This window comes from Microcoleus sp. AT9b-C3, assembly GCF_036705485.1.
In the GTDB taxonomy this organism is placed as follows: Bacteria; Cyanobacteriota; Cyanobacteriia; order Cyanobacteriales; family Microcoleaceae; genus Microcoleus.
Genome location: NZ_JAUBUR010000048.1, coordinates 17,829 through 39,152 on the forward strand (window position 1 = coordinate 17,829; position 21,324 = coordinate 39,152).

Consider the following 21,324-nt stretch of genomic DNA (forward strand, 5'->3'; position numbering starts at 1 on the left):
AGTCGGAGGTCGCGCTCAGATGTCCGACTAGCGCCATTGCTGTCAAAGCTCATCCGCTGCAACTAAAGACAAATATATTAAATTGTTAAAAATTTTAATGGGTTAAAAAATTAACACTTATTATTAATAATTATCCAATTTTTGAGTCGAGGCGCGATAAATTATATTGGCGCTCTCCGGTAGTGTCGAGCGACAAACTGCTTAGCTCGATTCCGCAATTCAAGTGAAATCCACAAAGAAACTGTCCAATTTTCCTCAACTCTCCACACAGGTCTTCTAGCTTCTGTCTTCGAGTGACGCCCCATCACCCCCAACTCCTTTCCGCATGAGGGAACAGAGTAAGAGACGGAGGTCGCCGACTGCGACTCTTGGTTACTCAACGCCTGGGTTAGGTTCTAAACCCCAGTGGTGTTTCAGAAAATGGCGGTACATGGTTTCTCGTAGCATCATTTGCTCGTAAAGCTTGACCAAAAACTCCTGAGCTTGTTCGCGGCTCATGTCACTTACCTGTGTTTTGAAGGAACACAGGCTAAATTGCTGTTCCAAAGACAATTCTGCTGGTTGGCTCATGACTTTGACTCCTCTGTAAGTAAAGGTGACTTAAAAGTGAACACCTGGATTAACCAGATTTGTAAGTTGTTTCAGCGATCGACCGTTGGTTTCGGGATGCCCGATGGCTCATATCGCTTTAGTATATATTACAAAAGGTAACAATCATTTGACAAAATTACCCTCTGTCCTAAGAAATAACTTACTTAGGGATAGAGATGGCGAGATGTCTGCAAAAGTTCCTTCCGCAGGCATATACAAGTGTATCTACTTGTCAAGAGAAAAAAGGCTCAGTACGAACCAAAAGAATTGAAGCCGTTTATACCAAATCCGGCGGAGATTCTCTCCGCGATGAGGAGATGGAGAGATGGGGAGATGGGGAGAGGGGGAGATGAGGAGAGGGGGAGATTGGGAAAATTTCTATTTCTCTGTTCTCCCTTCTTCCTTCTCCCTTCTTCCGACGGACATCCGTTACATCCGTTACATCCGTTACACAATCCGTTGCCGAACCTTATTCCTTCTAACTAATTCGAGGGCCCGCCATCCTGCGGTGGAGTGGCCGCTCCGGGTCTAAAATTGGGAGCAGCGGGTGCAGGCGAAACAGGAGGAATACCCAAATTAGCCCCAGAGTTACTAGGCTGCTGTGGAGCCGGGAGAGGAGATTGAAACTGATTGGGATTGAACTGCTGCTGCTGCTGTGGAGCCGGGAGAGGGGACTGAAACTGACTGGGATTGAACTGTTGCTGCCCCGGAGGCACAGGAGAAGGGAGAGGTTGACCGGAATTGCCGATCGCAGGTGCAGCAGGAATTCCAGAATTCGGAAGTGAGGGATTGGGCAATGGGGAAGGAGCCGAACTAGGAAGAGTGGCCAGGGCAACTCGATCGCCCCCTACCTCTCTCAATTTGTCTAAAACCTCGACAACTTTGGCATATCTAGCATTTTGAGGAGCGTACAGCACGATCAACCCCGTAGGATTTTGGGTTTGGAAACTCTTTAAAACTCGATCGAGCTGTTGGTAATTAACAGGCAACTGGTCGATATAAGTTTGCCCGAAATCGTCAATGCTGACAATCAGCATCTCTCGCATCTGCGTTTGTCCAGTCTTCGCTTTAGGCAAATCGACATTAATGGCTTGCTGGCGAGTCAGTTGCAAAGCCGCCAGGAGAAAAAACGTCAGAATGCAAAAGATCACGTCAATTAAAGGCACCAGTTCTATCCGAGCCTCTTCAGCAGGAGTATCTAAGTGAATCTTCATCAGTTCTCCTTAGTTCTAATTATTAGAAGGTGAATCTTCGGCCGGATCGGAACCTTTCAATTTTGGCTCTCGATTCCGTTCTCGCTCATCTTGAGAATTGAGAGAACGCTTGTTCAAACCATCTGCACCAAAAGAAGAATTGCTGTATTCTGCACCGGGCAATCGACCCTTAGCATTAGCTGCAGGCCAGTATTGCCTGTACAGCAATTCCAGTTCATTTCCAGCTTTGCGAAATATTTTTGCCTGGTTGAACAAAAAAGCTTGAAATATCCGATAAAACGCCAAGGTAAAAATTGCTACCACCATCCCAGTAGCCGTCGTGATCAGCGCCTCGCTAATCCCCAAAGTTACGCCTGTTGTTGCCGCCGTCCCGATGTCGCCCAGACGGATAGAACTGAGCGAGTTAATCAACCCCAGAACTGTTCCCAGCAAGCCCAGCAAAGGGGCTAGAGCGATCGTAGCTTCTAAGATTTTGTCACCGCGACGCATCGAAGCCAACTCTTCATCGGCAGCAGCTTCGAGTGCGAGTCGAAATAAATCGGGTTCAGGATTGTACAGGCGCAGCGGTGCAGAAAGAAATCGCCCGATCGGCTGTCGGTTAGCTTGTCTGGCAATCTCGTTAGCCGCCCCCCAATCGCTGCGAGCCGCTTCCAGAATGCGGTTAACTATCTGCTTTTCTTTGCTCAGGAGGCTCGCCCAAAACCACAAGCGCTCGATAATTGTACTCAAAGATAAAATCGATAACAGCAACAGGGGCCACATGGCGGGGCCGCCTTTTTGAAACAGTTCTTGAATATTCACAATATTTTTGCTCCTGCAGTACCCGCTAACTTTTGCTTCTGTTCTACTTTTTTTAACAAATCTAAGGCCATTTAATTTTAGCTATTAATGTACTCAGGACTTACGCACTCGCGACTAAATAACGCCGGTTTTGCGAGGGGGGCATCGGGGTGCAACGAAGTATTTTCGTCGAGGAAACCCGGTTTCTGGGTAAGTCTTGGTACTGTTTTCTAGTGCCTACTGGCGAGGGGCGGCGACTTCCTCACAATTCCTCTAAGTCTTGACACATATCTTGGAGTGACTGGTGTTGAAGACGGCGGGAAGAGCGGCGATATTTTTTAGTCTGCAGCTTCGGTTCGTAATGCTGCGTACCATCCGACTTGGTTTGCTGCTTCAAACTCGATTCGGCGCTGCTGGAGTTTTGCAGAGCTTGTTGGCGGACGATCGCCTCTTCGAGAAACTGCAAGTAATACTCATAGCGCTCCCAAGCGCCCCGCACTACACAGTTAGGCTCGTCTCGGTGCGAACAGTCGCTAAACTGGCAGCTACCCAAAGCTAGCCTCTGGCGCGCTTCTGGGAAATATTCGGCTAACTCTGAGGGATCGCATTCGAGAGCCGGCTGATTAAAGCCCGGAGTATCGGCCAAAAGTCCGCCACCGGGGAGTTCAAATAGTTCGACGTGGCGAGTCGTATGGCGCCCGCGGCCGAGTTTGCCGGAAACAGCGTTCACTCGGAGGTTCAGGGCCGGGATCAGTTGGTTGATCAAGCTGGACTTGCCAACCCCAGAAGGGCCACAAATTACTGTTATTTTCCCTTGCAGGTGGTCTAGAAGCAAGTTCGGCAACGGGCTATGTACGGGGTTTAACGGATGTAACGCTTTGACAGAATTTGGCAGTTGGGGGTTATCCTCAGAACTCAGCAGAGATGGCTCTATTTTCTCTGCTAAGTCATTGAAATGCGGTTCCGACGCAAAAATTAGATTTTGACCATTAGCGGGAGCTTCCTGAACTCCTGCACCGCTGCGGACGCTAATAAACATTGGTTCGTAGCCCCAGCCGGAAAGCCGATCGCGCCACTGTTCCAACTCCCAGGAAGTTACCAAATCGCATTTGTTCAGGCACAAACTCACTTCTAAACCTGTAGATTCGGCCTTGACTAAAAACCGAGTTAATGATGCGGGGTCTAAGTCGGGTTCGGCGAGGGCAAAAACGAGGAGAATGCGATCGGCATTAGCTACAGGCGGGCGGTTGAGTTCTGTTTGGCGCGGAAAGACTTCAGAAATTGCTCCCCGGCGGTCAGTCCAGTCCGGTTCGTCTACCACCACGCGATCGCCCACCATCACCTGTTGGCCAATTTTTTTGAGTCGAGTGCGACGAGTGCACAGGAGAATCGGAGAATCAGCAAGGGGGGCATTTTTCCCGTCAATCGAGACTGCAGGATCTAACCTCACTTGGTAGAAGTTAGCCTGAACCGCAATTACAGTACCCACGATCGAGGGTGAATTCAGGCTCATCCGGCTTCCTGGTCTTCTGGGCGCTGCACTTTCATCGAAAAAAAGCCCGACTCCGGCTCATCCGCGACAAATTGCGTTTCAAGAATCTGGTAGCCTTCCATTTTGAGACTATCGGGTACTTGTTCGATCGGCTCCCCAGCATCCAGCCACACCTCTAAAACAGCACCCGGTGCCATTTGCTCCAAGCGCAGTTTAGTGCGAACAAAATTCAGAGGACAGGGAGTACCCCGCAGATCGATTTTGGCATCTGGGGATTTGGGATTTTCAATTTTCGATGTTGAATTCATAATGCTTTTTGCAATCTCAAATCCTGAAAGCCTTAGTTTTTTAAACAAGTTGCCTGGAAACTGGAGAATCTAAAATTTTGTGTCCAATTAGACACAGACTATTATTCTTTCTGAAAAAAGTGAGCGCAAGAGCGCTCACTTTTTTGAGCGCTGCTGAGACGCAATGCCCAGGAAGCGTGCCACCTGAGATTTTTTTGAGCAATTGCAAACAATTTTTTGACCGATACTAAAACAAATTGCCGGGGAATCCTCAAACAGGAAAATTTGACACCTATGGGTGTCAAAAATTGCTTATTTCTGAAACAAATTGCCCAGAAATCCTTCTATACCGCCTTTACCGGTACGATCGCCCTTCAGCTTAGCAAGCTGCATCAGCAATTCCCGTTCCTCAGCCGTCACCTTAGTCGGAATGTCAATAGACACCGTAATCAAATGATCCCCGCGACTGACTGGATTTCCTAACCGAGGCACCCCTTTTTTCTCCAAAGTTAGAACAGTATTCGCCTGAGTTCCGCTAGGAATCAACAATTCCGTCGGCCCGTCTACAGTTTCGACTTCCAACCGGCATCCCAAAATTGCTTGCAAATAACTAATCTTAACTTCCGAGCTAACGTTAGTCCCGTCGCGCTTAAATAGCGGATCTTCATTCACCGCCAAGAACACGTAAAGATCTCCGGGCGGCCCGCCCAGTTTGCCGGCATCCCCTTCATTGGAAACGCGCAAACGAGTACCGTTGTCAACCCCAGCCGGAATTGTGATTTTCAGCTTTTTCATCACCTCTTTCTGGCCTCGGCCGCCACAAGTTTCGCACTTATCCTCAATCACTTGCCCGGTGCCGTTGCAAGTGGGGCAAACTGAAACTTGAGTAAAGCTGCCGAAAGGAGTGCGGGTAGCGCGTCGGACTTGACCGCTGCCGGTACAAGTCGAGCAAGTTTGGGGTCTGGTTCCCGGTTTCGCGCCAGTCCCGGTGCAAGTTTCGCAGGTTTCTAGATGCTTGATGCGGAGTTCTTTTTCCCCACCAAACACTGCTTCCCGAAAATCGAGCCGCAAATCGAGGCGCAAATCGTCTCCGCGCACCGGCCCGCTGCGCCTGCGACCTTGCTGTTGTTGGCCGACACCTCCCTGAAAGCCCTGAAAGAAGCTTTCAAAAATATCGGCAAAGCTGTCACCAAAGTCTTGGAACCCAGGTGCGCCTGCACCGCTGACGCCTGCTTCGCCGAAACGGTCGAAACGGGCGCGAGTTTCGGGTTCTGAGAGTACCTCGTAGGCGCGGTTAATTTCTTTAAACCGCTCCTCGGCACCGGATTCTTTGTTGACATCTGGATGGTACTTGCGAGCTAGGCGGCGGTAAGCACGCTTAATTTCTTCTTTGTCTGCGCTGCGAGAAACGCCTAATATTTCATAGTAATCACCGGCCATAGAGCTGCTTGCCTGGAGGTAAATAACAAAAAGTGTACGAAAAAAAAACGGGCGACCTTTCCTGAAATTACAGATTAAAAATCAAAAATTCTCATTGTTAATTTTTAACTTTTAATTTTTAGCTTTTCAGTTTTAAAGGAAAGGATTCATATCATCAACTTCTGGTTCGGGAACCTTCTGTTTTTGTTTTGACTGTGGACTTGGCTGTGGACTTGACTGTGGATTTGACTGTGGATTTGACTGTCGTTTTGACTGTCGCTCCGGCTTGGATTCCGGCTTGGATTCCGGCTTGGATTCCAGCTTTGGTTCCGGCTTTGGTTCCGGCTTTGGTTCCGGCTTTGGTTCCGGCGCCACCTGCAGCTCTTCTTTCAGCAAAATACTGTCGTCGTCCGCTTTAACCTCTTCTGGTTCTGATGATTCTACTTCTGACATCATCTCGCTTTCAACAACAGATCCTGACGGGGCTGCCCCGCTGCGGGCTTGGTCGTAGACTGCTGTCCCCAGCGAGTATAGCAGTTGCTTGAAAGATTCGATTGCGGGCGTGAGTTCTTCGACTGTGATGTCGGGGTTGGTCATCGCTGCCCGCAAGGCTGCTGCGGCTGTTTCCGCTTCGGCCTTGAGCTCGTCACTCAGCAGTTGCGCGTTGGTTTTTAAAGTTACACCACAATTATAGACGAGGGAGTCAGCTTGATTTTTGAGCTCGACGAGTAGAGCGCGCTTGATGTCCTCGTCGGCGTAAAGTTCGGCTTCTTGTCGCATCCGCTCGACTTCGGTTTCGCTCAATCCCCCTGTATTGGAAATTTGGATGCTTTGTTCTTTTCCGGTTCCCTTGTCTTCAGCAGCCACTTTGAGAATCCCGTTGGCATCGATTTCAAAGGTAACTTCGATTTGAGGTACGCCGCGGGGGGCTGGGGGAATCCCTTTGAGCAGGAACTTGCCGAGACTTTTATTGTCTTTAACCAATGCCCGCTCGCCTTGGAGTACGTGAATTTCTACCGAGGTTTGCCCGTCTGCCGCAGTGCTGTACATTTGCGATCGACTGGTGGGAATAGTTGTATTGCGCTCGATTACTTTGGTGAACACCCCGCCCAAGGTTTCGAGTCCCAGGGAGAGCGGCGTCACATCGAGCAGGAGCAAGTCTTTGACTTCACCGCCCAACACCCCGGCTTGAATTGCCGCGCCTACCGCTACAGCTTCGTCGGGATTGACCGATTTATCGGGAGAAACGCCCCCAAAATACTTGCTAATTGCCTTTTGAACTGCCGGAATCCGGGTTGAGCCTCCCACTAAAATAATTCTGTCTATGTCTTTGGGGGTCAAACTTGCGTCTTTGAGGGCTTGAGTCACCGGATCGATCGTCGCTTGCACCAAATGAGCCACCAGTTTTTCAAACTGAGCTTTGGAGAGTTCCATTTCCAAATGCTTTGGCCCTTTTTCGTCAGAAGAGATGAAGGGCAGATTGATTGAGGTGGATTCCCGGTTGGAGAGTTCGATTTTCGCTTTTTCGGCAGCTTCTCGGAGGCGCTGCAAGGCCATTTTGTCTTGTGAGAGGTCACTGCCTTCTTGAGTGCGGAAAGCTTCTACGAGCCACTGGACTATGCAGTCGTCAAAGTCATCTCCTCCGAGATGGTTGTTACCGGAGGTAGCGTTGACTTCAAAAATTCCGTCTCCCAGTTGCAGGATCGAAACGTCGAAAGTACCGCCGCCCAAGTCAAATACCAAGATTTTCTGTTCTATATTTTGCTTGTCGAGCCCGTAGGAAAGGGCTGCCGCCGTCGGTTCGTTGACGATCCGCAAGACTTCTAGGCCCGCGATCGTACCGGCGTCTTTAGTAGCCTGCCGTTGGGCGTCTGTGAAGTAGGCTGGCACTGTAATCACGGCTTGGGTAACAGTTTGTCCCAAATAAGCTTCAGCATCTTGCTTGAGCTTTTGGAGTACCATTGCCGAGATTTCTTGGGGAGTGTGAACCTTGTTCCGAATTTGGACGTTAACGGTATCGTCTTTGCCTTTTATGCAGGTATAGGGAGTCCGCGCTCGTTCTTCTTCCGTGTCGTCCCACCGCCGTCCGATAAATCGTTTGATACTGTAGACAGTATTTACAGCATTAGTTACAGCTTGCCGCTTGGCTAGTTGACCTACTAAGCGATCGCCCGCCTTGCCGAATCCTACTATACTCGGAGTTGTGCGGCCGCCCTCGGAATTGGCGATCACGACGGGTTTACCGCCCTCTAACACAGCTACGCAACTGTTAGTTGTGCCTAAGTCAATTCCAATAATTTTTCCCATAGCGCCTCATAAAACTTTGTGGGATGTTTGGAAACCTCCAACTACAGGTTGGGGGAGGAAAAACGACTCAGCTTGTTTAAACAAGCATTCCCAGACTTGATTTGTAGGAAATAAACTTTATGTCCTAAAGCAATATCAAAGACGGGTAAAAACATTTTTCAGAATTTTTGGATCAAGCGCTGACCTGCTTTTAGTCATCTTTAATTAAGAAGTTGGTGAGTCTGCCACCTGGGAGCCCCCGAATTCTATTCGGGGGTCAGTGACTTTGAGGAATGCAGTAGCTTGTATCCCGATTAACCTTCCGAACTATCGGGATTTTCATCTGAGGCTACCACAGATAGCCCAGCCGCTGCAACTTTCACTTTGGCGTGCCGCAAGACGCGATCGCCCAGAATGTAGCCGCGTTCTAGTTCTTGGATAATTGTTCCTTCCTCGTGTTCGTCAGTTGGCTCGCTCAGCAGAGCTTCGTGGAGGTTGGGGTCAAACTGTTCACCTTCAGGGCGCATCGGAGAAACCCCGATTTGCTTGAGGCTATCTACCATTTGCTTGTAAACGCTTTGGTAGCTTTTGTGAATGTTCATTTCGCCGTCGGTTTGTGGCTTGATGTGCGATCGAGCGCGCTCGAAATTGTCAATTACCGGCAACAGGGGTTTGATCGTGAGACACCTTGCCTGTAAATCTAGCTCTTCTTTTTCCTTTTGGGTACGCCTGCGGAAGTTTTCAAAATCTGCTGCTAAGCGGAGATTTTGATTTTTCAGTTCTTCTAGTTGAGCGGATGTGGCTTGCAACTGAGTTTTTAAAGCCTCTTTTTCCTCGTTTGCCTGGGCCAGTTCCTTCTTCCAAGGCTCCGCCGCGTCTGCAGTCGGACTGTTGGTTGAACTGCCGGTGACGGTAGGCCCCGATGCGTTTGCTGGGGTGCGATCGCCCTGAGCACTTTGATAAGCTCGAGCAAGTTCGAGCTCCCAATCCGCCGATTCGTTCGAGTTTCCTGATGCCGCCGGATTTTCGCTTGCCATTGGCGAACCCTCTGGGGTGGTTTCCCCAGTTGAGTTAGGATCTTGATCTTGCTGTTTTTCCTCGTCAATCATAAAAGCTGCGCGACAGAACCCTATCAATTCTAGCAGATACAGTTAACCCGGTAAATCTAGAGGACTCGAATTGACTGTGTATGGCACAATGTGAAAAGAGGAAAACTCGCCAGCTCTGAGACATTGCTCAAAGCTTTCCCTAAAATATTCAAAAGCCTGTTTAGATCTTTACGTATACTTTGGCCACAATGGGGGCAACCCAACGTTTGTTGGTTCCTAATTTTTAATTAACGAGATCGCATTTACCAAAATAATTGGGTTTAAAGCCCCTTCTTCAGTGGTTGGCTTTAATTTCGACTATAAAGTGTAAAAACTTATAAAGTAAACACATTTTATAGACATAGCGTTTTATAGGTGTGATAGGATACTTGTATGATCGTATTAGAGTTTAAGTTGAAAGGCAAAACGCAGCAATACCGAGTCATCGACGAAATGATTCGGACAGCTCAATTTGTGAGAAATAAAACTCTTAGATACTGGATCGAAAATCAAGGAGTTAAGCTGATCGACCTATACAAACAGTGTGCCATCATGGCCAAAGAGTTTGAATGGGCAGGCAAACTTAACTCGATGGCTCGTCAAGCTTCTGCTGAACGTGCCATTTTTGCTATCCAACGTTTTTTCGCCAATTGTCAAGCCAAGAAACCAGGGAAAAAAGGATACCCGCAGTTCAAAAAACATACTCGTTCCGTAGAATACAAGACATCAGGTTGGCAGCTTTCTTCCAACAAGAAATGTTTAAGATTTACGGACGGCTTTGCTGCTGGAAATTTCAAGTTAGTTGGCAGTCGGGATTTGCATTTTTATGCACCCAATGAGATTAAGCGAGTTAGGGTGATTCGGCGTGCCGACGGTTACTACGCTCAGTTTTGTATCGATGTGGAACGAACAGGGGAATCTATTTCCACTGGTAAAGCTATTGGCATAGATTTGGGATTAAACCATTTCTATACCGACAGTGATGGTGAAACAGTTTCCAACCCTCGCTATCTGGGCAAAAGCGAAAAAGCTTTAAAACGATTGCAGAAACGAGTTTCTCGAAAGAAGAAGGGTTCTAGCAATCGTAAAAAAGCGATGAACAAGTTAGGAAGAAAACACCTGAAGGTCAGCAGGCAGCGCAAAGACTTCGCCGTTAAGACGGCGTTGTGCGCGGTAAAATCTAGCGATTTTGTGTTCTACGAAGACCTTCAGGTGAAGAATATGCTTAAGAACCAAAAGCTTGCCAAATCCATTAGCGATGCAGCGTGGGATCAATTTGCTCAATGGTTGCAATATTTTGGGAAAATATACGGTAAAATAGTAATTGCTGTCGCCCCTCAATACACTTCCCAAGATTGTTCAGCCTGTGGCAATATCGTCAAAAAATCGCTATCAACTAGAACTCATATTTGTTGTTGTGGCGCGGTATTAGATCGGGATCACAACGCCGCGATTAACATTTTGGAAAAAGGATTGAAGCAAGCAGGAATCAGTTTAAATACGGTGGGACACACCGAAATTAACGCTTGGGGACAGAACGAGCTCTACTCGCTGGTGGTGACATCAACGAGCAAATCGACTGACTGAGCCAAGAATCCTCGCGCCTTCAGGCCCAGGAGTGTCAAACTTGAGAGATAGGGATTGAGCAAGAAAATGATAGCTGATCCATAAGCAAAGAATACGGGGGTTAAAACCCCGCGTTGGTTTTCCTCTCAGCACTCTTTGTGACTGAGTTTCCCACCTATTGAGTGTTTTTTATGACTAGCACATCCCCGCCTCGCTCCACATCCAGCTCCACATCCATAGTTTCTGTAGGCACTTTTCCTCCGGCTCTCACCAAGATGATTCTGTCGGGTTACGTCAACGGCGAGCAAGTCAAGCAAGCTCAAATTGATAGCCGGAACTCCGGCAAGCGGTTGACGGAGGTATTAGAAGCACTTACCGGGCAGCCGTTGCCTCCAGAATTGCTGCGACTTTACAAGAAGCAGCAGATGTTTGAACGGAAGATAGTCTACGGCGTTGAAGCATTTGACCCGGAGATGAGCGAAATGTCTAACGAGCAACTCGGACTTATGCTCGAGACGTTGAAGATTTCGATCGACATTTGTCACCAAGGTCGGTTTTTACCCGTAGCGAAGACTGAAACTGAGCCGGCGGCGGTTTTAGTAGCAATGGTAGATCCCGACAACCTCAACGCTATAGAAGATTTGCGGCGGATTTTACAGCCTCATGGCTTGGCTTTGCAGCGACGGGTGATTACGCCAGACGACTATCAGGACATAACTTCTGCCTATCAAGAGGACCAAGTTAAGGTAGCAGCCAAAATGGCAGCAGCCGAAAAGCAGAGAAAGATGGATTTAGGGGAGGGAGATTTTGGCGAACTCTCGCTAGAAGAGGAGAGTGCCGACCAAGAAGACCTAGCTAACACCTTGGACGATGCTGAGGCCGCTCCGGTAATTAAGGCGGTCAATATCATTTTGGCTAAAGCTCTGTCGGAAAAGGTGTCGGACATCCACGTAGAACCTCAAGAAGAGTTCATGCGGATTCGGATGCGGAAAGACGGGGTGCTGCAAGAGTATTTCCGGTTTCCCAAGCAGGTAGTCGCATCGATTACCGCTCGTTTCAAGATTATTGCCAACCTGGATATTGCCGAACGCCGACAAGCTCAAGACGGCCGCATCCGCCGGGTATTTGAGGGACGCACGGTCGATTTCCGGGTGAACAGCTTACCTTCGCGGTACGGCGAAAAAATCGTGCTGCGGATTTTGGACAGTTCCAGCACTCAGTTGGGCTTGGGTTTGTTAATCTCCGATCAGGAAACTCTGGCTTTAGTCCGAGAGAGTGCTAGCCGTCCCTTCGGACTGATTTTGGTGACGGGGCCGACAGGTTCAGGCAAGTCAACTACTCTCTACTCGATTCTGGCGGAACGGAACGATCCGGGGGTTAATATCAGTACGGCGGAAGACCCGATCGAATATGCTTTGCCAGGAATTACCCAATGTCAAGTAATTCGGGAAAAAGACTTGACTTTTTCCAACATTCTGCGGGCATTTTTGCGGCAAGACCCTGACGTGATGCTGGTGGGGGAAACGCGGGACAAGGAAACGGCAAAAACGGCTCTGGAAGCTGCTTTGACGGGACACTTGGTGCTGACGACGCTGCACACGAACGACGCGGCCGGGGCGGTCGCGCGTTTGGCCGAAATGGGCGTAGAACCGTTCATGGTTTCGGCAGCTCTGTTGGGCGTGTTGGCTCAGCGTCTGATGCGGCGCGTTTGCGACAAATGCTGCATTCCTTACCAGCCTACTGCCGCAGAACTCGGCAAGTACGGTCTGTCGGCTTCTCAAGAAATTGATCTAACTGTTTACAAAGCCAACACTGTACCGGTGGAGGAAAGGAAGGAACTGGCAGAACGCGAGCAACTTTGTACCAAGTGCGCCGGCCTAGGCTACAAAGGACGGGTAGGGGTTTACGAGTTCCTGAAAAATACTGAGCGGCTTCAAACTCTGATCACTCAAGGAGCTCCCACAGAGCAAATTAAGGAAGCAGCAGTAGAAGAAGGGATGAAAACGTTGTTGGCTTACAGCTTGCAGTTAGTGCGAGAAGGCGCGACTACTTTTGAAGAAGTCGAGCGGGTGACGTTTACGGACTCGGGCTTGGAGGCTGAACTGAAAGCCAAACGCAAGCAGGGACTTACCTGCAAAAGTTGTCGGGCGGAATTGAAGCCGGAGATGCTGGATTGTCCGTACTGCTTGACGCCACGCTTTGTGGATTGATTCAGCAGTTAACTGTTGACTGTTAACTGAGCTAGATTGGTCAATAACTATCAATTCGATCGAGGAGAGGTATCTATGGGTCTGATGATTGAAGACGTACTGGAGTCCCTGGTAGAGCAAGGGGGTTCGGACATACACATCCAAGCGGGCGCGCCTATATTCTTCCGAGTCAGCGGTAAACTAACTCCTCAGACGCAATACGGCGACATTCTGTCTGCTGAGGAAGTGCAGATCCTAATTTTCCAAATGCTCAACAATATGCAGCGCAAGCAGTTGGAAATGGAGTGGGAACTCGACTGCGCTTACGGCGTTCGGGGATTGGCTCGGTTTCGCGTCAATGTCTACCGGGAGCGGGGTGCTTGGGCTGCTTGTATGCGGGCTCTGGCTTCTAAGATTCCTAATGCGGATGCTTTAGGCGTGCCGCAGATTTTGCGGGATCTGACGGAAAGACCCAGGGGTATGCTGTTGGTGACGGGACAAACGGGTTCCGGGAAAACTACTACGATGGCGGCGTTGTTGGATCTGGTCAACCGGACGCGGGCGGAACATATTCTAACAGTTGAAGATCCGATCGAATATGTGTTTCCTAATATCAAGAGTTTGTTTCACCAGCGCCAAAAGGGGGAAGATACTAAGAGCTTTGCTAATGCGCTGAAAGCTGCTTTGCGCGAAGATCCTGATGTAATTCTCGTGGGGGAAATGCGGGACTTGGAAACGATCGGTCTGGCAATTTCGGCGGCAGAAACGGGTCACATGGTGATGGGAACGCTGCACACTAATTCGGCGGCTGCAACGATCGATCGGATTTTGGACGTGTTCCCGCCGATTCAACAACCCCAAGTTCGCGCCCAGGTGTCTAACTCTTTGGTGGGAATTTGCAGCCAAAATTTGGTCATAAAAGTTGGGGGCGGCCGCTGCTGCGCTATGGAAATCATGGTAAATACTCCAGCTATGGCTAACTTGATCCGGGAGGGCAAAACTCCCATGATTTACTCCCAAATCCAAATGGGGGCAAAATTGGGTATGAGGACGATGGAAATGGCCCTCGCTGAACTTTACAAGAGCGGTAAAGTCACTTGGGAATCGGCAATGGCCAAGGCTTCTAAGGCTGACGAACTCGAACGCTTGATCGGCCCGGCACCTGTTGGTGGCGCCCCGGTAAAAGCTCATTAATTCCGTCAGCAGTCATTAGTCTGGAGTCCGTAGAAAGAACTGATGACTGATGACTGATGAGTCATAACTTTTAATAAATTTTCAGAGGTGAGCTGTGGCTACCAACGTTATCCGCGAAAAACCGAAAGGTGGCTTTGATTTCAGTAAGATTCAGGAGCAAATCGAGTATAACCTTACCAGTCTTACTGTTAAGGATATGGCTATTTTTGCTCGTCAGTTTGCTGCTATGTTTAATGCAGGGGTGGCGATCGTGAGATGCCTTTCCGTGCTGCACGAGCAGTGTTCTAATGCTAAACTGAAGCGAGCGCTCAGGAGCATGAATGCTGACGTGCAGGAGGGGATAAACTTGGCAGAGGCGATGGCTAAGTTTCCTGATGTTTTTGACCAACTGTTTATCAGTATGGTGGCGGCGGGAGAAGTCGGGGGGGTGCTCGATGAAACCCTAGACCGTCTGGCGGTGATGATGGAAAAAAATCACAAGACGGAAGCCGAAATTAATTCGGCGATGTCTTATCCGAAGACTGTGTTGGGCATCGCGGTCGCGGTTTTTTTCGCAATGACCATATTCTTGCTACCAGTTTTCGCTAAAATCTTTGAGGATATTGGTGCAGATTTGCCGACTTTTACGCTAATAATGTTGGGAATTAGTAAATTTTGTACGGCTTGGCCTCCGATCCAACAGATAACAGTTATTGGGGTAATTATAGCGCTAAAAATTGCCTTCGATATGTACTACAAAACTCCCATAGGTCGCCTACAAATTGATAGGATTGCGATGAAACTGCCGATTTTTGGAGATTTGATCGAAAAATCTGCTGTGGCTCGGTTTTGCGTGATATTTGGGTCGCTGACGCGATCGGGCGTGCCGATTCTCAATTCTTTGGAAATTGTGCGAGATGTGGCTGGGAATCAGGCGATATCTAATGCGATCGAATATGCCAGGCAGGAAATTCAAAGTGGCGGCATGATCAGTATTGCTTTGCAAGAACAAGCTGTTTTTCCGTCTTTGGCTATTCAAATGATGGCAATTGGCGAGGAGACAGGGGAACTTGACAAGATGCTGATGAAAGTGGGCGCTTTCTACGAAACGGAAGTGGAAGAAGCAGTAAAAGGACTTACCAGTATGCTAGAACCTCTGATGATTGTTTTCGTCGGTGGTATCGTAGGTTCGATTTTGCTGTCGATGTATCTGCCGATGTTCTCAGTGTTTCAGAAGCTGTAAAAAAGGGGTAATTAGTTATTAGTTATTAGTTAGTAAGCTGCTACGCACTTAAATTGCATATTCTCCGAGGGCCGGACACCCCACTCATTGTTTGATTGTTTTTTGACAGACAATTTAAATGCCGCAACAGCTTAGCAATTAACGCATGACCAATGACTATTCCAATCGTTCCCAGGCTCTGCCTGGGAATGCCTTTGGAGGAGACACATCCTCGATTAAAAGGAGAAAACAATTGAGAGGCAGAGCCTTCAAATCTTCATTACCAGCGTCTTCCCAGGGGTGATAACTTACGAAAATGTCACAAAGTCAAGTAGGATAGGCAGACAGATTTAACTGCTGCCTAATCCTGGCCTTACGCTCCAAGGTTAACGCATTTTAATTTGAACCCAAAATATGCTAGAGTTAAATCCGAATACATTTCAATGTAGTTATTGTAGTTCATGGGTGCTCTCAAGGGCAAAAGGTTTTACTCAAGCTTGAAATCACCAACAAAACAAACAGATTCATTGCCTTGGGTGAATATATTAAATGCCAGTTTTTTAGAAAATCGTACCAATTTGAACGACCCCAGAAGATAAAAACTAAAAAAATACTCAGAGATATTACAGGGTAATCGCATTAATTAAGGTATAATGGCAAAGGAAATTGATCAAATATTTGACAGCATCATTTAATGGCAGCTCCTAAACTAAGCAATGAAAATTGAGTGTGATACTGATAGCCAGCTAAGCACGCTCGAGCGGGTTCCACTTACTTGATTTATCTCCATCACGTGATCCTGCCTAGGGCGTGTTTTCAAACTATAACCACGACAGAATGCAGGCGATCGTAATCATGGCTGTATAATTGGCAGCCAGCTTATCATATCGAATAGCGATCGGACTCCCTTGGTTGAGTAGGTTGATAGCACGTTCAACAATGTTCCGTTGCCGGTAGATTTCACGGCCGCCTTTTTCCATCTTCCTGAGTGAGGAATACCTGCCGGGAGTCCATTCCCAGTTTAACTGCTTATTGGTAGCCGATCGCGTCTCGGCCGCAGCCCTGCCTCTGGCGGGTGCATTTTATGTCATTTGTCAAGTACAATTTATACCAAATGAGATGCGATTACCCTGCACTAATAACCAATAAATATGGTTCACTTTAACGTTGGTTTTCAACACTTTAACTCCTTCGCTGATATTACGCTATCCCTGGCGAAAACTTTACACCAAATGGGAATTCCTATTTCGGTCGAACCTTCAACAATAGCATCTCATCTCAGGCGCAATGCGACAGCAGAAGAAAACGACCTGCTAGCGAAGTGGATGAACACCGCACCCTCAGATTTATTTCAGATCAAATGGTCTCATTATTGGAAACCTTATTTTTTAAAAGAACTCAACGGACATCTCAACTTAGAACTTTTTGCTATCAATTACGAATTCGCTCAAAACCATGATGATTATGATTACTGGATTTACGATGCTGTTAACACTTCATCCCACAAACTAGCCGTCAGCCAATACTCTAAAAACGTTTTAATAAAAGCTGGATGTCCGCCGGCTAACGTATCAGTCATGCCTCTAGGTTTCAATCCTTTAATCTCGCAACTCTATTTGCCCAGACCGCAAAAAAAACAAAAAGATGTAAAGTATATTCTGCACATGACTAATTCTTTTGATTTATATAGATTTGGCACGGATCTGGCCATTCAAGCTTTTTGGGAAGAGTTTAGAGATGATTCTAACGTAGAGTTAATAATCAAAGATGGTGGCAAACACCCAGATGTTATAGTGGAGCATCTCGTAAATATCGAAAAACAATTCGGCAAGTTCAAGTCAAGAATTCGGATAATGCCTAAATTTTGTAATAAAGCAGAACTAGCTGATTTATACTTGTCAGCAGATGCTTTTTTAGCTCCCTTTCGCGGCGAGGGTTTTGCAATTAAAATTTTGGATGCCTTTGCAGCAGGTTTGCCCGTCGCTATGACTATGTACGGTGGCCCGACCGAGTACGCCAATGCTAATAACTGCTATCCCATTGCTTACGATCTAATTCCCGTCGGAAAGTGTTACGATACTCAGTATCTAAAAATCAGAAATGATCCTCATTGGGCCGAACCCAATGTTCAGTCTGTTCGCCAACAGTTGCGAAACATTGTGGAAGATCCGATGCGTTCTCAGGTAGCTCACAAAGCTAAAGAGACGGCGGATTTATTTAATTGGGAAGCTGCTGGTCAAAAATTGTTAAGATTAATGCGAAAGTTGTTTTAGGAGCAGAAATTATGGGACTCGAACGCAAAATGTTTAGGGGAATGTTTTCGCCCGGGGAGGTTGTACGATTAAAACAGCCTTGTTTTACTCCCGGGCGATTGTTTGAGCCAGGAAAATATAAAGCTGATGAGTTGCCGGATATCGCTTTTGATATGGGTTTGGTAGACCATTTGCCACCAGTCAAAGGCAACATTTCAGAAAATCTCAATGTTCAGAACCCACCAGCTCAAAACATTGAGGAATAAACTCCCGTTTGTAGTAAGGACTTCAGTCCCGAAAAATCTCCTTTGTAGTAAGGACTTTAGTGCTGAAAATTAAAATAAATAATCAAAGACTCAAGTCCTGACTGCAAAAAAGATAAAGCCAATTTAACCATTTTCTTCTATCTGGGCAATTAACTCTTTCAAAACTTGACTAGCTTTGTCGTTCTCAATCTGACAAGTTCCGGCATTCTGGTGTCCACCGCCGCCATATCTTAACATTAACTCCCCAATATTAGTTTTAGAAGTTTTGTTAAAGATTGACTTGCCAACTGCGAAAACAGTATTTTGTTGTTTCAGTCCCCAAAGTACGTGAATCGATATGTTACACTCGGGGAACAAAGCATAAATTACAAAACGATTCCCTGCATAAATCACGTCTTCGTTACGCAAATCCAAAACAACTAAATTATTATAAACTTTGGCGCATCTCTGTATTTGCTCTTTAAATTTTTCTTCTTGCTCGAAGTAGAGGTCTACTCTTTCTTTTACATCAGGAAGCTGCAAAATTTCATCGATGGTATGATTTTTGCAGTAATCGATTAACTGCATCATTAATTGATAATTGGAGACCGTAAAGTCTTTAAACCTTCCTAAGCCTGTTCGGGCGTCCATTATGAAGTTTAATAACACCCATTCTTGCGGATGCAGAACCTCTTCTTGGGCAAATTGAGCGGAATCTGATTTGTCAACTGCTGCCATCATCGCCTCAGAAATATCAGGAAACTTTGCTTGGCCTCCATAATATTTGTACAGTACCCTAGCTGCTGAAGCTGCATAGGGATCGATGATGTGGTTAATTTTGATTTTCTCGTGTCTGAGAGTTTCGCTGAAATGGTGATCGAAAGCTAGATGAACTCCCTCAACATAGGGTAAATTGGTGCTAATATCGTTATTTGTTATTTCGATTTTCCCATCCTGCATATCTTTAGGATGCACGAATTTAATCTCGTCGATCATATCGAGTTCTTTGAGCAAAACGGCACAGACAAGACCGTCAAAATCGCTGCGGGTGACTAATCTGTATTTTTTAGTGAGTGGCATATGCTTCTGTGATAGGGAGGAACTGATCACCAGCTAATATAACGTATTACCCGATCGCTTTCCAATATGAACGCAGACCCTTACGCTTGGATAGAGAAGGCCCTGGACACAGTTCGCCGTGCCGATTGGTATCGATCGCCACGATCGATCGATAGTTGTCCCGGGCCTGTGGTAAAGTTATCAGGCCACAGCCTGATTAACTTTGCCAGCAACGATTATCTGGGACTTGCCGGCGATGACAGGTTAATTCAAGCTGCTATGGCTGCAACTAAGGAATTTGGTACGGGTGCGACGGGTTCGAGGTTGGTCAGCGGACACCGCGATTTGCACCGACAGCTAGAACTGGGTATTGCTAATTTAAAACAAACTGAAGATGCTTTAGTATTCAGTTCGGGATATTTGGCGAATTTAGGGGCGATCGCATCCGTTGTCGGCAAGCGCGATTTGATATTATCTGACAAGTACAACCATTCGAGCCTGAAAAACGGAGCCGCACTCAGCGGTGCAACTACCCTAGAATACAGTCATTGCAATCTTGAGGATTTAAGCGCCAAGCTAGAGCAAAATCGCGGGAAATACCGCAAGTGTTTAATTATTACCGATAGCGTCTTTAGCATGGATGGGGACTTGTGTCCGCTGCCGCAGTTGTTAGCTTTGGCCGGAAAATTTAACTGCATGGTATTAGTAGATGAAGCTCACGCTACAGGAGTTTTCGGTGCTAGCGGTGCCGGTTGTGCAGAACATTTCGGGTGTACCGGAACACCGCTGATGCAAGTGGGGACACTCAGCAAAGCTTTGGGAAGTTTGGGCGGCTACGTTGCGGGCTCTGCTGCTTTAATTGATTTTCTGCGTAATCGAGCTGCGAGTTGGATTTATACTACAGCATTGACGCCTGCTGACGCCGCGGCTGCTTTGGAAGCTGTGAGAATTGTACGGCAAGAACCAGAACGCCGAGTTCGGTTGCAACAAAATATCGAAACTTTCAAATATTGCGCGATTACCAATTACCAATTACCCATTAGCAATTCCCTCTCCCCTATTTTCAGTCTGCCGTTAAAAGATGCAGCCACAGCTTTAACAGTGGGCAGCAAACTCAAGGAGATGGGTATTTTTGCTCCCGCGATTCGGCCTCCGACTGTCAGCGTGAGTCGCATTCGGATTTCGCTGATGGCAACTCACGAGCTCACACACCTTCAGCAGTTGGTAGAGGCGCTGAAGCAAGTTTTGAGTTTTGAGTAAATGTTGGGTACGTCATAAATACCTTACCCTTTGAGTAAATGTTGGGAGATGGGGAGAATTTCTACTTCTGCCTTCTGCCTTGTGCCTTTTGCTGCTCTAGCGTTCTGCCTTTTTTTTGATTGTCAAGATATCGCTATTGACTTATGACCAATCTTATACAGGAGTTTGGTCGATCGGTCAACAACTGTAAATTTTTTGTAAATTTAGATACTTTTTGAAATTTAGCGCTATATTAGAGAAGTAGCAGGTACACCAAATTTAATATAAGGAACGTCCACCATGAACACAAATCGTCAAAACGTAAAAAAAGTCGCAGAAACCCACCGCGCTAACATTCACAAGCAACTTATGCACCGCATAGAAGTAGCGAGATCCAGTGGCAATCAAGATTTGGTTCGGGTGCTTGAAGAGGAAATGAGACAGCTTTAAAGAAGCTGCAACTAGAATTTGCCCGTAGTTTGGTTTAGAGGGTTGTGCGAGAAATGCAGAATTCCGGCAACCGCTACCTGTGAAGTTTTGACTCCTCTCTTAGTTGGTAGGAAAAACCCCGGTTTCTTAAAGGAACCGGGGTTTTTTATTGAGAAGGAAGAAGGAAGAGGGAACACTCCTGCACGCACAAACTCTATCTGTAGAGTGCGCCTCAGCCCACAGAGTCTGTACCAATAGCGGATTGAAGCATTCATTTTTTGCCTAAGTTCTGAAGTCAGAATGAAGAAGCAAGAGGGAAGAACAAGACTTACGCTGCATTGCTTCTATTTTGACAGTATCTGTAGTAATAAAATGCGCCGTGGCGCACTCTACTCATAACTACAGGACTAAAGCACCTGACAAATGGATCGGGTCTGCTCACGCCCGATCCCATCACCTTAACCAGTCCGGATCACTGACAAGTTGACAGTCGCGACTAACGACCAAACTCAATAATAAGCGCACGAATAACCTAAACTCATGTGTGTGCTATTGGCTGGAAAATTGATCAATTTTCTAGGGAACTCAAGCAATTAACCGGGAGAGAATCTTGCCACTCCGATCGAGCTAGAATTAACACAAATCATATTGCTTGTCATGAACTTGTGTGGCTTAGGCGCTCAAAACTTTAGCCTATAAAAATGGTAAAACAATATATTATAGTCATTTCAAATAAGTATGAGACACTCTTTATGCACAATAAGCACGAATAACTTCATCAAGAGATGTGCCA

At 47.0% G+C, this 21,324-nt stretch carries 17 protein-coding genes; 8 read left to right on the plus strand and 9 right to left on the minus strand.

The genetic code is table 11. The annotated features are described in order from the left end of the window. Positions 1-372: 372 nt before the first annotated feature. The 8 genes from QUB77_RS28030 to grpE all read right to left on the minus strand — a co-directional run bounded on the left by QUB77_RS28030 (position 373) and on the right by grpE (position 9,178). Positions 373-570 carry an NblA/ycf18 family protein gene (locus QUB77_RS28030; RefSeq protein ID WP_006635253.1) on the minus strand — a complete coding sequence of 66 codons (198 nt, stop codon included), beginning with the start codon at positions 568-570 and terminating at the stop codon, positions 373-375. Between the two features lie 503 nt (positions 571-1,073). Continuing rightward, a complete protein-coding gene (locus QUB77_RS28035) occupies positions 1,074-1,805 on the minus strand; it encodes a biopolymer transporter ExbD (protein WP_333179988.1) in 732 nt (243 codons plus the stop codon). 15 nt (positions 1,806-1,820) lie between these two features. Then, positions 1,821-2,606: a MotA/TolQ/ExbB proton channel family protein gene (locus tag QUB77_RS28040; RefSeq protein WP_333179985.1), complete on the minus strand. Its 786-nt coding sequence runs from the start codon at positions 2,604-2,606 to the stop codon at positions 1,821-1,823. A gap of 241 nt (positions 2,607-2,847) precedes the next feature. Next, the gene (rsgA, locus tag QUB77_RS28045) at positions 2,848-4,098 is read right to left on the minus strand and encodes a ribosome small subunit-dependent GTPase A (RefSeq protein ID WP_333179982.1); all 1,251 of its coding nucleotides are present in this window, start codon (positions 4,096-4,098) and stop codon (positions 2,848-2,850) included. Then, positions 4,095-4,385: a sulfurtransferase TusA family protein gene (locus tag QUB77_RS28050; protein ID WP_333179979.1), complete on the minus strand. Its 291-nt coding sequence runs from the start codon at positions 4,383-4,385 to the stop codon at positions 4,095-4,097. The genes rsgA and QUB77_RS28050 overlap by 4 nt, the downstream gene beginning before the upstream one ends. Positions 4,386-4,676: 291 nt before the next feature. Continuing rightward, positions 4,677-5,804, minus strand: a complete 1,128-nt coding sequence (gene dnaJ, locus QUB77_RS28055) for a molecular chaperone DnaJ (RefSeq protein WP_333179976.1) — start codon at positions 5,802-5,804, stop codon at positions 4,677-4,679. A 132-nt stretch (positions 5,805-5,936) separates the two neighbouring features. After that, a complete protein-coding gene (gene dnaK, locus QUB77_RS28060; RefSeq protein WP_333179974.1) occupies positions 5,937-8,090 on the minus strand; it encodes a molecular chaperone DnaK in 2,154 nt (717 codons plus the stop codon). Positions 8,091-8,383: 293 nt separating this feature from the next. Beyond that, positions 8,384-9,178 carry a nucleotide exchange factor GrpE gene (grpE, locus tag QUB77_RS28065; protein WP_333179971.1) on the minus strand — a complete coding sequence of 265 codons (795 nt, stop codon included), beginning with the start codon at positions 9,176-9,178 and terminating at the stop codon, positions 8,384-8,386. A 372-nt stretch (positions 9,179-9,550) separates the two neighbouring features. Between grpE and QUB77_RS28070 the strand changes: the two genes are divergently transcribed. The 6 genes from QUB77_RS28070 (at position 9,551) to QUB77_RS28100 (ending at position 17,825) form a co-directional block, all read left to right on the plus strand. Beyond that, the gene (locus QUB77_RS28070) at positions 9,551-10,744 is read left to right on the plus strand and encodes a transposase (RefSeq protein WP_333179969.1); all 1,194 of its coding nucleotides are present in this window, start codon (positions 9,551-9,553) and stop codon (positions 10,742-10,744) included. A 170-nt stretch (positions 10,745-10,914) separates the two neighbouring features. Then, positions 10,915-12,933: a GspE/PulE family protein gene (locus tag QUB77_RS28075; RefSeq protein ID WP_333179967.1), complete on the plus strand. Its 2,019-nt coding sequence runs from the start codon at positions 10,915-10,917 to the stop codon at positions 12,931-12,933. Positions 12,934-13,008: 75 nt separating this feature from the next. Then, positions 13,009-14,106 (plus strand): type IV pilus twitching motility protein PilT, encoded by a 1,098-nt coding sequence (locus tag QUB77_RS28080; RefSeq protein WP_333076451.1) that lies wholly within the window; start codon positions 13,009-13,011, stop codon positions 14,104-14,106. A gap of 94 nt (positions 14,107-14,200) precedes the next feature. Continuing rightward, positions 14,201-15,328 (plus strand): type II secretion system F family protein, encoded by a 1,128-nt coding sequence (locus QUB77_RS28085; RefSeq protein WP_333179964.1) that lies wholly within the window; start codon positions 14,201-14,203, stop codon positions 15,326-15,328. Positions 15,329-16,458: 1,130 nt separating this feature from the next. Then, positions 16,459-17,580: a glycosyltransferase family 4 protein gene (locus QUB77_RS28095; RefSeq protein WP_333179962.1), complete on the plus strand. Its 1,122-nt coding sequence runs from the start codon at positions 16,459-16,461 to the stop codon at positions 17,578-17,580. A gap of 11 nt (positions 17,581-17,591) precedes the next feature. Continuing rightward, positions 17,592-17,825 carry a hypothetical protein gene (locus QUB77_RS28100; protein WP_333179960.1) on the plus strand — a complete coding sequence of 78 codons (234 nt, stop codon included), beginning with the start codon at positions 17,592-17,594 and terminating at the stop codon, positions 17,823-17,825. A 123-nt stretch (positions 17,826-17,948) separates the two neighbouring features. Here the strand turns inward: QUB77_RS28100 and QUB77_RS28105 are convergent, their stop codons facing one another. Beyond that, on the minus strand, positions 17,949-18,884 hold the full coding sequence (locus tag QUB77_RS28105) for an exopolyphosphatase (RefSeq protein WP_333179959.1): 936 nt from the start codon (positions 18,882-18,884) through the stop codon (positions 17,949-17,951). A 66-nt stretch (positions 18,885-18,950) separates the two neighbouring features. Here QUB77_RS28105 and bioF point away from each other — a divergent pair, with 66 nt between their 5' ends. Both bioF and pirA read left to right on the plus strand, forming a co-directional pair. After that, entirely contained in the window at positions 18,951-20,123 is a 1,173-nt protein-coding gene (gene bioF, locus QUB77_RS28110; protein WP_333179956.1) for an 8-amino-7-oxononanoate synthase, read from the plus strand. A 279-nt stretch (positions 20,124-20,402) separates the two neighbouring features. Further along, complete coding sequence (pirA, locus tag QUB77_RS28115) at positions 20,403-20,552, plus strand: arginine synthesis PII-interacting regulator PirA (RefSeq protein ID WP_172185012.1); 150 nt, start codon at positions 20,403-20,405, stop codon at positions 20,550-20,552. Positions 20,553-21,324: the final 772 nt, after the last annotated feature.

Bases quoted from the DNA above. Each gene is read 5' to 3' on its own strand.
- QUB77_RS28030 (WP_006635253.1), bottom strand. From the start codon at position 570: ATGAGCCAACCAGCAGAATTGTCTTTGGAACAGCAATTTAGCCTGTGT.
- QUB77_RS28035 (WP_333179988.1), bottom strand. From the start codon at position 1,805: ATGAAGATTCACTTAGATACTCCTGCTGAAGAGGCTCGGATAGAACTG.
- rsgA (WP_333179982.1), bottom strand. From the start codon at position 4,098: ATGAGCCTGAATTCACCCTCGATCGTGGGTACTGTAATTGCGGTTCAG.
- QUB77_RS28050 (WP_333179979.1), bottom strand. From the start codon at position 4,385: ATGAATTCAACATCGAAAATTGAAAATCCCAAATCCCCAGATGCCAAA.
- dnaJ (WP_333179976.1), bottom strand. From the start codon at position 5,804: ATGGCCGGTGATTACTATGAAATATTAGGCGTTTCTCGCAGCGCAGAC.
- dnaK (WP_333179974.1), bottom strand. From the start codon at position 8,090: ATGGGAAAAATTATTGGAATTGACTTAGGCACAACTAACAGTTGCGTA.
- grpE (WP_333179971.1), bottom strand. From the start codon at position 9,178: ATGATTGACGAGGAAAAACAGCAAGATCAAGATCCTAACTCAACTGGG.
- QUB77_RS28070 (WP_333179969.1), top strand. From the start codon at position 9,551: ATGATCGTATTAGAGTTTAAGTTGAAAGGCAAAACGCAGCAATACCGA.
- QUB77_RS28075 (WP_333179967.1), top strand. From the start codon at position 10,915: ATGACTAGCACATCCCCGCCTCGCTCCACATCCAGCTCCACATCCATA.
- QUB77_RS28080 (WP_333076451.1), top strand. From the start codon at position 13,009: ATGGGTCTGATGATTGAAGACGTACTGGAGTCCCTGGTAGAGCAAGGG.
- QUB77_RS28095 (WP_333179962.1), top strand. From the start codon at position 16,459: ATGGTTCACTTTAACGTTGGTTTTCAACACTTTAACTCCTTCGCTGAT.
- QUB77_RS28100 (WP_333179960.1), top strand. From the start codon at position 17,592: ATGGGACTCGAACGCAAAATGTTTAGGGGAATGTTTTCGCCCGGGGAG.
- QUB77_RS28105 (WP_333179959.1), bottom strand. From the start codon at position 18,884: ATGCCACTCACTAAAAAATACAGATTAGTCACCCGCAGCGATTTTGAC.
- bioF (WP_333179956.1), top strand. From the start codon at position 18,951: ATGAACGCAGACCCTTACGCTTGGATAGAGAAGGCCCTGGACACAGTT.
- pirA (WP_172185012.1), top strand. From the start codon at position 20,403: ATGAACACAAATCGTCAAAACGTAAAAAAAGTCGCAGAAACCCACCGC.